This is a genomic window from Luteimonas salinisoli (assembly GCF_013425525.1).
Classification (GTDB): Bacteria; Pseudomonadota; Gammaproteobacteria; order Xanthomonadales; family Xanthomonadaceae; genus Luteimonas; species Luteimonas salinisoli.
On the sequence record NZ_JACCKA010000091.1, the window covers coordinates 42,653 to 54,504 of the forward strand.

9 protein-coding genes, 2 rRNA genes and 1 other RNA gene are annotated in these 11,852 nt (G+C 66.3%); 4 read left to right on the forward strand and 8 right to left on the reverse strand.

Annotated elements, in window-relative coordinates; all coding sequences use genetic code 11:
• Positions 1 to 99 precede the first annotated feature (99 nt).
• Together H0E84_RS17545 and rrf are read left to right on the forward strand one after the other, a co-directional pair.
• Positions 100 to 2,981, forward strand: a 23S ribosomal RNA gene (locus H0E84_RS17545).
• A 139-nt stretch (positions 2,982 to 3,120) separates the two neighbouring features.
• A 5S ribosomal RNA gene (rrf, locus tag H0E84_RS17550) occupies positions 3,121 to 3,234 on the forward strand.
• 255 nt (positions 3,235 to 3,489) lie between these two features.
• Here rrf and rpiA read toward each other — a convergent pair.
• The 7 genes from rpiA to H0E84_RS17585 all read right to left on the reverse strand — a co-directional run bounded on the left by rpiA (position 3,490) and on the right by H0E84_RS17585 (position 8,420).
• Entirely contained in the window at positions 3,490 to 4,137 is a 648-nt protein-coding gene (rpiA, locus tag H0E84_RS17555; RefSeq protein WP_180679947.1) for a ribose-5-phosphate isomerase RpiA, read from the reverse strand.
• 11 nt (positions 4,138 to 4,148) lie between these two features.
• Complete coding sequence (locus tag H0E84_RS17560; protein ID WP_180679948.1) at positions 4,149 to 4,619, reverse strand: EVE domain-containing protein; 471 nt, start codon at positions 4,617 to 4,619, stop codon at positions 4,149 to 4,151.
• Complete coding sequence (locus H0E84_RS17565; RefSeq protein ID WP_180679949.1) at positions 4,616 to 5,203, reverse strand: 5-formyltetrahydrofolate cyclo-ligase; 588 nt, start codon at positions 5,201 to 5,203, stop codon at positions 4,616 to 4,618. The genes H0E84_RS17560 and H0E84_RS17565 overlap by 4 nt, the downstream gene beginning before the upstream one ends.
• Before the next feature lie 123 nt (positions 5,204 to 5,326).
• Positions 5,327 to 5,512: non-coding RNA, 6S RNA (ssrS, locus tag H0E84_RS17570), on the reverse strand.
• Between the two features lie 142 nt (positions 5,513 to 5,654).
• The gene (locus H0E84_RS17575) at positions 5,655 to 5,951 is read right to left on the reverse strand and encodes a cell division protein ZapA (RefSeq protein ID WP_180679950.1); all 297 of its coding nucleotides are present in this window, start codon (positions 5,949 to 5,951) and stop codon (positions 5,655 to 5,657) included.
• A complete protein-coding gene (locus H0E84_RS17580; RefSeq protein ID WP_180679951.1) occupies positions 5,948 to 6,169 on the reverse strand; it encodes a TIGR02449 family protein in 222 nt (73 codons plus the stop codon). Before H0E84_RS17580 ends, H0E84_RS17575 begins: the two co-directional genes overlap by 4 nt.
• A gap of 31 nt (positions 6,170 to 6,200) precedes the next feature.
• A complete protein-coding gene (locus tag H0E84_RS17585) occupies positions 6,201 to 8,420 on the reverse strand; it encodes a putative bifunctional diguanylate cyclase/phosphodiesterase (protein WP_345776342.1) in 2,220 nt (739 codons plus the stop codon).
• Positions 8,421 to 8,543: 123 nt separating this feature from the next.
• Between H0E84_RS17585 and H0E84_RS17590 the strand changes: the two genes are divergently transcribed.
• Entirely contained in the window at positions 8,544 to 9,083 is a 540-nt protein-coding gene (locus H0E84_RS17590; protein ID WP_180679952.1) for a UPF0149 family protein, read from the forward strand.
• A 70-nt stretch (positions 9,084 to 9,153) separates the two neighbouring features.
• Positions 9,154 to 10,515: an aminopeptidase P N-terminal domain-containing protein gene (locus H0E84_RS17595; protein WP_180679953.1), complete on the forward strand. Its 1,362-nt coding sequence runs from the start codon at positions 9,154 to 9,156 to the stop codon at positions 10,513 to 10,515.
• Here the strand turns inward: H0E84_RS17595 and pepQ are convergent.
• Positions 10,490 to 11,818, reverse strand: coding sequence for a Xaa-Pro dipeptidase (gene pepQ, locus H0E84_RS17600; protein WP_180679954.1), 1,329 nt, complete (start codon positions 11,816 to 11,818; stop codon positions 10,490 to 10,492). The two genes, H0E84_RS17595 and pepQ, sit on opposite strands and share 26 nt — an antisense overlap.
• Positions 11,819 to 11,852: the final 34 nt, after the last annotated feature.

Genomic DNA, 11,852 nt, shown 5'->3' on the forward strand with positions numbered 1-11,852 from the left:
GTCGTAGAGGCTAAGGCGGGGGCTTCGAGCCCCTGAAATGAAACTTGAATGTCGTTGATATTCGCAACGATGTGGCCCCGAGGCGACTTGGGGTTATATGGTCAAGCGAATAAGCGCACACGGTGGATGCCTTGGCGGTCAGAGGCGATGAAGGACGTGGCAGCCTGCGAAAAGTGTCGGGGAGCTGGCAACAAGCTTTGATCCGGCAATGTCCGAATGGGGAAACCCACCTCGCAAGAGGTATCGTGCAGTGAATACATAGCTGTACGAGGCGAACGCGGTGAACTGAAATATCTAAGTAACCGTAGGAAAAGAAATCAACCGAGATTCCCTGAGTAGCGACGAGCGAACGGGGAACAGCCCAAAAGTCGAATTGGTTCTAGCAAAACAGTCTGGAACGACTGGCCATAGAAGGTGACAGCCCTGTATGCGAAAGGGCCATTTCGATGAAAAATGAGTAGGGCGGGGCACGTGAAACCCTGTCTGAACATGGGGGGACCATCCTCCAAGGCTAAATACTCCTGACCGACCGATAGTGAACCAGTACCGTGAGGGAAAGGCGAAAAGAACCCCGGCGAGGGGAGTGAAATAGACCCTGAAACCGTGTGCGTACAAGCAGTAGGAGCCCTTCGGGGTGACTGCGTACCTTTTGTATAATGGGTCAGCGACTTACTGTTCGTGGCGAGCTTAACCGTATAGGGGAGGCGAAGGGAAACCGAGTCTGATAAGGGCGCATAGTCGCGGGCAGTAGACCCGAAACCGGGTGATCTAGTCATGCCCAGGGTGAAGGTTGAGTAACATCAACTGGAGGCCCGAACCCACTCCCGTTGCAAAGGTAGGGGATGAGGTGTGATTAGGAGTGAAAAGCTAATCGAACCCGGAGATAGCTGGTTCTCCTCGAAAGCTATTTAGGTAGCGCCTCATGTGAATCCTCTCGGGGGTAGAGCACTGTTATGGCTAGGGGGTCATCGCGACTTACCAAACCATGGCAAACTCCGAATACCGAGACGGACTGCATGGGAGACACACGGCGGGTGCTAACGTCCGTCGTGAAAAGGGAAACAACCCAGACCCACAGCTAAGGTCCCAAATTCATCGCTAAGTGGGAAACGATGTGGAAAGGCACAGACAGCCAGGAGGTTGGCTTAGAAGCAGCCACCCTTTAAAGAAAGCGTAATAGCTCACTGGTCGAGTCGGTCTGCGCGGAAGATTTAACGGGGCTAAGCGATGAACCGAAGCTTGGGGTGCACAAACTTGTTTGTGCGCGGTAGAGGAGCGTTCCGTAAGCCGTTGAAGGTGGATTGAGAAGTCCGCTGGAGGTATCGGAAGTGCGAATGCTGACATGAGTAACGATAATGCGGGTGAAAAGCCCGCACGCCGAAAGCCTAAGGTTTCCTTGCGCAACGTTAATCGGCGCAGGGTGAGTCGGCCCCTAAGGCGAGGCAGAAATGCGTAGTCGATGGGAAGCTGGTTAATATTCCAGCACCTCGCATAAGTGCGATGGGGGGACGGAGAAGGGTAGGTGTACCGGGCGTTGGTTGTCCCGGGGAAAGGAGGTAGGTTTGGGGCTTAGGCAAATCCGGGCCCCTTCAAGACCGAGCACCGAGACGAGTCCTATTGGACGAAGTCACTGATCCCACGCTTCCAGGAAAAGCCCCTAAGCTTCAGCTTATGCAGACCGTACCGTAAACCGACACAGGTGGGCAGGATGAGAATTCTCAGGCGCTTGAGAGAACTCGGGTGAAGGAACTAGGCAACATAGCACCGTAACTTCGGGAGAAGGTGCGCCCTTGGTCGTGGCCCATGCGGGCTATAGCGATCGGGGGCCGCAGTGACCAGGCCGCTGCGACTGTTTATCAAAAACACAGGACTCTGCAAACACGAAAGTGGACGTATAGGGTCTGACGCCTGCCCGGTGCCGGAAGGTTAATTGATGGGGTCAGCCGCAAGGCGAAGCTCTTGATCGAAGCCCCGGTAAACGGCGGCCGTAACTATAACGGTCCTAAGGTAGCGAAATTCCTTGTCGGGTAAGTTCCGACCTGCACGAATGGCGTAACGATGGCGGCGCTGTCTCCACCCGAGACTCAGTGAAATTGAAATCGCTGTGAAGATGCAGCGTTCCCGTGGCAAGACGGAAAGACCCCGTGAACCTTTACTATAGCTTTACACTGAACGTTGAGTTCGTCTGTGTAGGATAGGTGGGAGGCTTTGAAGCGATGGCGCTAGCTGTCGTGGAGCCAACCTTGAAATACCACCCTGTCGTGCTTGACGTTCTAACCTGGGCCCGTAATCCGGGTCGGGGACCGTGTATGGTGGGTAGTTTGACTGGGGCGGTCTCCTCCCAAAGAGTAACGGAGGAGCACGAAGGTACGCTCAGCGCGGTCGGACATCGCGCACTGTGTGCAAAGGCATAAGCGTGCTTGACTGCAAGATCGACGGATCAAGCAGGTACGAAAGTAGGTCTTAGTGATCCGGTGGTTCTGTATGGAAGGGCCATCGCTCAACGGATAAAAGGTACTCCGGGGATAACAGGCTGATACCGCCCAAGAGTTCATATCGACGGCGGTGTTTGGCACCTCGATGTCGGCTCATCACATCCTGGGGCTGTAGTCGGTCCCAAGGGTATGGCTGTTCGCCATTTAAAGTGGTACGCGAGCTGGGTTCAGAACGTCGTGAGACAGTTCGGTCCCTATCTGCCATGGGCGTTGGAGATTTGAGAGGGGCTGCTCCTAGTACGAGAGGACCGGAGTGGACGAACCTCTGGTGTTCCGGTTGTCACGCCAGTGGCACTGCCGGGTAGCTATGTTCGGAAACGATAACCGCTGAAAGCATCTAAGCGGGAAGCGTGCCTCAAGATGAGATCTCCCGGGAGCTTGACTCCCCTAAAGGAACCATCAAGACCAGGTGGTTGATAGGCTGGGTGTGTAAGCACAGCAATGTGTTGAGCTAACCAGTACTAATGATCCGTGCGGCTTGACCATATAACCTCAAGTGGCCTTGGACTCGACGACGCGTCGACGTTCGGACCAGAGCTTCGCTACGTCCCACCCTACGAGAGCGTGAGCGCGATCGCTCCCTCGGCAGCTGCCGTCGGAGCGACCCGCGACCCTCCACCCTCTCCCTGGTGACAATAGCTGCGTGGAACCACCCGATCCCATTCCGAACTCGGAAGTGAAACGCGTACGCGCCGATGGTAGTGTGCACTCAGCATGCGAGAGTAGGTCATCGCCAGGGTTTTTACCCGGAAACCCCGCAGCCTGGCTGCGGGGTTTCTTCTTTGTGCGAACGAAATCGGGTCGGAGTCGACTATCCCGCGAACCTGGAGGCGGATCGCTACCGGCAACGAAAAGTCGAGCCCACCCCCAGCGGCGATGCGTCGGGTATCGTCTTCCCGCCTTCGCGGGAGTGGCCGCTCAGGAGCGGTCCGTTATCCGACCAAGCAAGTGCGTTCGACTCCCAGGCCGGTTTGGGGCCGTGCGGCTGGCTGACTCAGAGCAGCTGCGGGGGCTCGCCACCGACGATGACGATGTCAGCCGGGCGGCGTGCGAACAGTCCAACGGCGACGACCCCGGGAATCTGGTTGAGTTCGCGTTCCACCACCAGCGGCTCGGCGATCGCCAGCCCGTGCACGTCCAGGATCCAGTTGCCGTTGTCGGTCACGGTGCCCTCGCGCCAGACGGGCTGGCCGCCCGTGGCTGCGAGGATCGCCCGCGCCGCCAGGCTGCGGGCCATCGGGATCACTTCCACCGGCAGCGGAAAACGGCCGAGCACCGGGACCTGCTTGGCCGGGTCGATGATGCAGACGAAGCGCTCGCTGGCCTCGGCGATGATCTTTTCCCGCGTCAGGGCTGCGCCGCCGCCCTTGATCAGGCGCTTGTGCGGATCGCATTCGTCGGCGCCGTCGACGTAGAGCGGCAGCGGCCCGACCGCGTTCAGGTCCATGACCTCGATGCCGTGGCTACGCAGGCGTTCGGTGCTCTGTTCCGAACTGGAGACGGCGCCGGCGATGCGGTCGCGCATCCGTCCGAGCGCGTCGATGAAGTAGGTCACCGTCGAACCGGTGCCGACCCCCACGATCATGCCGTCCTCGACGTAGTCGATGGCCTTTTCGCCGGCGAGGCGTTTCGCTGCGGACATGATGGCTCCGGTCATTCCAGTGCGAGCAGGAGTTTCCACTGCGCGGCGGTCACCGGCAGCACCGACAGGCGCGTGCCCCTGCGGATCAACGCGAAGTCCTCGCCGAGCCGCGCCGCATGCGCGCGGATCTCGTCCAACGGCACCGCCCGCTCCAGTTTTCGCACGAAGCGCACGTCCACCAGAAACCAGCGCGGCTCCTCGCGGGTGGACTTTTCGTCGAAGTATTTGGAACGGCGATCGAACTGGGTCGGGTCTGGGTATGCGGCCGTGGCTACCTCGGCGACCCCGTAGATGCCGGGGATTGCGGTGCTCGAGTGGTAGAACAGGACCCCGTCGCCGGGGCGCATGCCGTCGCGCATGAAGTTGCGCGCCTGGTAGTTGCGTACCCCGGTCCACGGCTCGGTGCCGACGCGCTCGAGGTCGTCGATCGAGAAGTCGTCCGGTTCGGACTTCATCAGCCAGTAGCGTTTGCGGGTGGTCATGTGCTGCCAGGGCGCGGGTGGGTGGCGGATTCGGTGCAGACCGCGTCGACCGGGACGTCCCAGTCCGCTGCCGGCAGGGCCGCGACGCGCTGCGCCTCGAACGCGGCGCCCACCAGCAGCGGCGGCGCTCCGGATTCGCGACGGAAGGCGAAGGTGCGATCGTACCAGCCGGCGCCCATGCCGAGCCGGTTGCCGGCGGCGTCGAATCCCACCAGCGGCAGGATCGCCAGGGCCAGCGCTTCGCCGCCGATCAGCGATGCGGGCGCGACGTCGGGCTCCGGGATCCCGTAGCGATTGGCGACGAGCGGATCTCCCGCCCGCCACGGCGCGAAGCGCAGCCGCGAGTCCTCGCAGAGGACCGGCAGGCAGTACACCAGCGGCGGGGGCAGCCGCAGCTGCCAGACGTGCAGGGCGATCTCGCCGTCGCTGGCCCAGTACCCCGCGGCGTATCCGCTCCCGGGGAGATCGGGAAACGCAAGCAGGCGCTGCGCGAGCGCCTCGGCAGCGGCGATGCGGGCGGCGGCGGGAATCGCGCGTCGCCGATCGCGCAGGTCGCGGCGAAGGGCCGCGCGGTCGTCGGTCATCTGGCGGAACGCAGGAAGGCCAGCCGGGATTGTGCCCGCCGGCGCGCCGGCGGCAAAGCCCCGAGGGACTGCGCCGCCAGCGGGCGCTGCGGCGCGGGCAAGAAGCCCGCGCGGAAAAGAGGTACGTCCTCCGCCATGGCGATGCGCGCGAAACGACCTTGAACCCGGGGTTCAAGTGGGAACGCCGTGCTTCCATCGGGCTTCCCGCTGCGAGGCGGACATGCACACCCGGAAACCGCTGCGTCCCCGAGGTCGTCGTTAAGGGACAAGGCGAATGTTTGCGCACGCCGTCGAACACGGCAGAGGACGCAGCGCCAGTATAGCCCGGACGGTCGGTCCGCCAAGTCCGTTTGTCGGCAGGAGGACGACGCGATTGCGTCGCCGTTCAAGTCGGCGCTTATCGGCGGCACCGACGTTGCGGTCGTGGCGTGCGCGGGGCAAGGTGCAGTGGTCAGCCGACGTCCGCTGCTGCGTCGAGCCTGCGCTGCAGTTCCCCCAGCGCACGCGCCAGTTCGCGCTCGCGTCGCCCCTGCTCGTTGCGCAGCTGCTCGAGCTCGTGGGCCAGGTTCAGGGCGGCGAGCACGGCGACGCGGTCGACCGCGGCCATGCGGTTGGCGCCGCGCACCTCGCGCATCCTGGTGTCGAGCAGCCGCGCCGCCGACATCAGCGCGTCGCGGCCGTCGGCCTCCACGCCGACGGTGTACTCGCGGTCCAGCACGCGGACGTTGACCGGCTCGGAGGCGCTCACGTGTGCTGCTCCAGGGACTTGAGCCGCGCGATCATCGCCTCCACGCGCGAGCGTGCCTGTTCGTTCTTGGCCAGCAGCTGCGAGCGGTCGCTGGCGAGCTGCTCGTGCTGCTGCCGCAGGCTGCGGTTCTCTTCGGACAGCCGGCGGGCGCGATCGACCAGTTCGTCGATGCGCGCGACCATGGCGTGCAGCTGGGCGATCGGATCCTGGTTTTCCATCACGGCAAGATAGGCAGGCGGCGGGGGGCGGTCAAGGCGAGACGGAGGGCATCTGGCGACGGCCCGCGTCCTGCGCCCGGGTCCAGTTGCGGATGAAGGCGAGGCAGGCGTGCGGGTCGAGGGGTTGGGCCAGCCAGAAGCCCTGGATCTCGTCGCATCGGTGCTGCGACAGGAATCGCAGCTGGGCTTCGGTCTCCACCCCCTCGGCGACCACGTTCAGGCCCAGCGAGTGGGCCATGGTGATCACCGTGCTGGTGATGGCGGCGTCCTCCGGGTCGTGACTGAGGTCGTCGATGAAGGCCTTGTCGATCTTGATCGTGGTGATCGGCAGGCGCTTGAGGTAGGCCAGCGAGGAGTAGCCCGTGCCGAAGTCGTCGATCGCCAGCGACACGCCGAGGGTCCGGAACGCCTGCAGCTTGGCGGCGGTCTGCTCGGCGTTGGCCATGAGCACGCTTTCGGTCAGCTCCAGCTCTAGCGCCTCCGGGGCCAGGCCGACGTCGGCCAGCACCCGCTGCACCACTCCCGGGAAGTCGCCGCGCAGCAGTTGCAGCACCGAGACGTTCACCGCGACCGTCAGGCCGCCCAGCCCGTGCTGCTGCCAGCGGCGTAGGGTCAGGCAGGCCTCGCGAAGCACCCATTCGCCGATCTCCAGGATCAGGCCGCTCTCCTCGGCGAGCGGGATGAAGTCCGCCGGGGCGATCTCGCCGTGCTCGTCGCTGGACCAGCGCAGCAGCGCTTCGACCCCGGTGATCCGCGAGTCGGCCAGGGCGAGGCGCGGCTGGAAGGCCAGTCGCAGCTCGCCGCGGTCGAGCACCTTGCGCAGCGCCCCCGACAGCGTGGCGCGCTGCCGCGTGGCCACGTCCATCGCATCGTCGTAGCGCATGAAGGTGCGGCGGCCGGCGGCCTTGGCCTGGTACATGGCGGTGTCGGCGCGCTTGAGCAGGGCGGTGGGCACGTGGCCGTGGTCGGGATACAGGCTGATTCCGATCGAGGTGGAGATCGCGATCTCCTGGCGCTCGTCGAGCAGCAGCGGCGCCTCGAAGGCCATGATGATCTCGCGCGCGGTGCGCTCGGCCGCTTCCGGCGTTTCCAGATTCTCCAGCACCACGGTGAACTCGTCCCCGGACAGTCGCGCCACGGTGTGGTGCTGGCCAACGGTGTCCTGCAGCCGCTTGGCGGCCGCGCGCAGGATCCGGTCGCCTGCGGCATGGCCGAGCGAATCGTTGATGTCCTTGAAGCGGTCGAGGTCGAGGAACAGCACGGCAATGCGGCTGCCCTGGCGGCGCGCGCGCACGATCGCGCGCGACAGGCGTTCGGACAGCAGCGCCCGGTTCGGAAGATTGGTCAGGGTGTCGAAGTTCGCCAGGTAGCGCAGCTCCTGCTCGGCGCGCTTCTGCCGGGTGATGTCGTTGAGCACGGTGACGTAGAGCACGTCGTTCTCGTGGCCGCCCGACACCAGGCTGGCTTCGATCGAGCAGAGGAATTCCTCGCCGTCCTTGCGCCGCTGCCACATCTCGCCGCTCCAGCGGCCGTGGCGGATCAGCTGCCTGCGGATATGGCCATAGAACGCGGCGTCGTGCTGGCTGCTGTCGAGCAGGTCGGCATTGGCGCCGATCGCTTCCTGCTCCTCGTATCCGGTGATGCGCAGGAAGGCGGGATTGACCGAGACGAAGTGGAAATCGCGGTCGACCACGGACACCGCCTCGCTCATGCTGTGCAGCACCTCGCTGGCGATCCGACGATCTCGGTCGGCCTGCCGGCTGTCGGTGATGTCGAGCGCGGTGCCTGCCACGCGCAGGGCCCTGCCGCTGCTGTCGCGGCGTACCACGCGCCCACGGGCGCGCACCCAGACCGGATCGGGTCCGTCCAGCAGCACCCTTGCCTCGGCCAGAAAGCTCCTGTCGATGCCGTCCAGGTGCTGCTGCAACTGCCGCCGCGCGGGTTCGATGTCGTCCGGGTGCAGCAGCCGCACCGGATCGAACACCCGCTCGACCATGACGTCGGAGCGGTCGCGTGGGCCTGCTTCGACCTGCAGCAGCCGGAGGCGGTCCTGGACCACGTCGTATTCCCAGTAGTGCTCGCCGGTCGCCCAGAGCGCCATCATCAGGCGTTCTTCGCGGTCGCGCAGCGCCTTCATGCGCCGGCGCTGCTGCGCGCGGCGGCGCAGCAGCCAGGCCAGGGCCGCGGCGAGCGCCGTCAACAGGACGATCGCAGCGCCCAGCAGGCGCGGGTCGGCGGGATCGGTCAGCACTGCAGCCCCTGGGTGCCGCAGAGTTGCGGCCGGGCCAGTGTAGGCGCCCGCCGGGCCGGTCAACAAGCCGGCGCCGGCATCGTTGGTACACTGGCGTTCCAAGGATTTGCGGCGAACAGCGACGTGACCGAACCCCTTCCTTCCCTGGCCGAGGTGCACGGCGCATGCCGATCGGCCGGACTGGGCATCGCTGCCACCGAACTGCACGGCAGCCTGTGCGGCTGGCTGGCGGGGGGCGGCGCGGACGGCCCCGGCTGGCTGAACCGGGTCCTGGTGGACGAATCGGTGCCGGAGCCCGGCGACGCCCTCGAGCAACTGCGCCGCGCCAGCGTCACCCAACTGGAAGACCGCAGCTTCGCCTTCCAGCTGCTGCTTCCCGACGCCGACGCGACCCTGTACGAGCGCAGTGCGGCGCTGTTCGACTGGTGCCGCGGATTCCTGGGCGGGTTCGGGCTGGCGGGCGGGCAGGCGCCTCCATTGTCCGAAGAGGGGCGCGAGGCGCTCGCGGATCTCGCCAAGCTGGCCGCAGCCACGCCGCAGGAGGGAGGCGACCAGGAGGACGAGGCCGCGCTGGCGGAGATAGAGGAGTTCGTGCGGGTGGCGGTGCTGCTGCTGCACGGCGACTGCGCGCTCGGCCCTCGCCACCGGCAGCGACTGAACTGATGACCTGGATGCGCATGGCGCACCGGGCGGCCGGCACGGCGCTTCGCCATCCGCCTCCCGGCACCGCCGCATGACCCGAACCACCGGCATCTCCCTCGCCGCCTACGCGCGCCGCCGCCGCCAGCTGATGCGGATGGCGGGTCCGGACGCGATGGTCGTGGTGCCCTCGGCGCCCGAACGCGTTCGCAGCCGCGATACCCACCATCCGTACCGCCAGGATTCAGATCTCTGGTACCTGGCCGGTTTCGCCGAACCGGAGGCGGTGCTGGTGCTGGTGCCCGGCCGCAGCCATGGCGAGTCGCTGCTGTTCTGCCGCGAGCGCGACCCCGACCGCGAGGGTTGGGACGGACCGCGCATCGGTCCGGACGCTGCGGTGGACGTGCTGGGCATGGACGATGCCTATCCGATCGACGACCTCGACGAGATCCTGCCAGGCCTGCTCGAGGGCCGGACCCGCGTCTACTACCACTTCGGCCGCGACACCGAATTCGATCTCAAGCTGATCGGCTGGCTCAACCGCGTGCGCGCCCAGGCGCGGCTCGGTGCGCAGCCGCCGCACGAGTTCCTGGAACTGGGGCACCTGCTCGACGAGATGCGCCTGTTCAAGTCGCGCGACGAGGTGAAGCTGATGCGCCGCGCGGCGAGGATCAGCGTGCGCGCCCATCAGGCGGCGATGCGCGCAGCACGCCCCGGCATGCACGAGTACGAGCTGCAGGCCGCGCTCGAGTACGAATTCCGCCGCAGCGACGCGGTGCCCGCCTACGAGACCATCGTCGGCGCCGGGAACAACGCCTGCGTGCTGCACTATCGCGCCAACGCCGCCCGGGCCGCCGCCGGCGAACTGGTGCTGGTCGATGCCGGCGCCGAGTACCGGGGATACGCCGCCGACATCACCCGGACCTTCCCGGTGGACGGCCGCTTCGCGCCGGCGCAGCGCGCGCTGCACGACCTCGTGGCCGCGGCCCAGGCCGCTGGGATCGCGCAGGCACGGCCGGGCGTGCCCTACGACGCGGTGCACGAGGCCGCGGTGGCGACCCTCACCGAGGGACTGCTGCGGCTCGGCCTGCTCAAGGGCAGGCTCGAAAAGCAGCTGGCCAGCGGCGGCTACCGGCGCTACTTCCGGCACAAGACCGGGCACTGGATCGGCCTGGACGTGCACGACGTCGGCGAGTATCGGGTCGACGGCCAATCGCGGCTGCTCGAGCCCGGCATGGCCTTCACCGTCGAGCCGGGTCTCTACGTCCCGGCCGACGACGACAGCGTGGCGGCGAAGTGGCGCGGCATCGGCATCCGCATCGAGGACGATCTGCTGGTGACCCGCGACGGCCACGAGTTGCTGACCGACGGTCTGGCGCGGTCCGCCGACGAGATCGAGGCGTTCATGGCGGGCGCCCGACCCGCGGGGGTCAGTCGGCGAACGCCTCGCGGGTGAGGTTGAGCGGCTCGCGCTCGGTGACCACGATGTCGTCCTCGATGCGGATGCCGCCGTAGGGACGGAAGGCGTCGACGCGCTCCCAGTCCACCGCGCCGGCGTGCGGTCCCTGGCGCAGTTCGTCGAGCAGCAGCTCGGCGAAGTACAGTCCAGGCTCGTTGGTCACCACCATCCCGGGGGCCAGGGTCCGCGTCAGCCGCAGGTAGGGGTGGCCTTCCGGCCTGGCGATGGTGCCGCCGCGCTCGGATTCGGCGAAACCGGCGACGTCGTGCACCTGCAGCCCGATGCCGTGTCCCAGCCCGTGCGGGAAGAACTTCGCGCTCACCCCGGACTCCACCGCCGACTCCGCGGACATCGTCAGTATCCCGAACTCGTGCAGCACGCCGGAAAGCTCCAGATGCGCCTGCAGGTGCAGCTCGCGATAGTCGCGACCGGGGGCGAAGGCGGCCGAGAGCCGCTGTTGCACGGCGTCCACCGCGTCGATCATCCGCTGGAATTCGCCGTCGGTGTCGGCGGCATGAGTGCGGGTGATGTCGCAGGCGTAGCCGCCGAAGCTGGCGCCGGCGTCGATCAGGAAGCTGCGCAGCGGCCTGGGCGGCACGCGGTCGCGCTCGGTATAGTGCAGCACCGCGCCGTGGGCGTTGAGCGCCACGATGTTGCTGTAGGGCAGTTCGGCGCTGTCCTGGCCGGCGGCCTGGCAGTACGCCAGGTGGATGCCGAACTCGCTGGCGCCGGCGCGGAACGCGCGCTCGGCTGCGCGGTGGCCGCGCACGCCGCGCAGCGTGGCCTGGCGCAGCATCGCGATCTCGTAGGGCGTCTTGAAGGCGCGATGGTAGTCGAGGTGGTCGAGCACCGGCTGCGGATTGTTGGGCTTGAACGCGCCGTACTGGCCCAACGCGCTCTGTGCCTCGCCGAGGATCGCGCAGCGCGCGGCGTCGGCCGGCAGGTGCCGCGACGCCTCCTCCGGCTTGCGGATCACCACCAGCTCGAAGTGCTCGGCCCAATACCCGGAAGGCGCGTCCGGCACCACGTGCCAGTAGTCGAACGGCTGCAGGTACACCAGCTTCGGCCGTCGCCCGGGCGTGACCACCAGCCAGCTGCCGGGATTGCGCGTCAGCGGGGCCCAGGCCTTGAACTGCGGGTTGACCGCGTAGGGATAGTCGCGATCGTCGAACAGCTGGTAGTGGACGGTGCCGCTGGGGATCACCAGGTGATCGAAACCGCCGCGCTCGAGCGCGGTCTCGGCGCGCTGCTGCATCACGGCCAGATGCGCGGCATAAAGGGGTGCGGGGTCGGGAGTCATCGGGTCTCGCGGGTGCCGGAAAGGCCCATTGTCG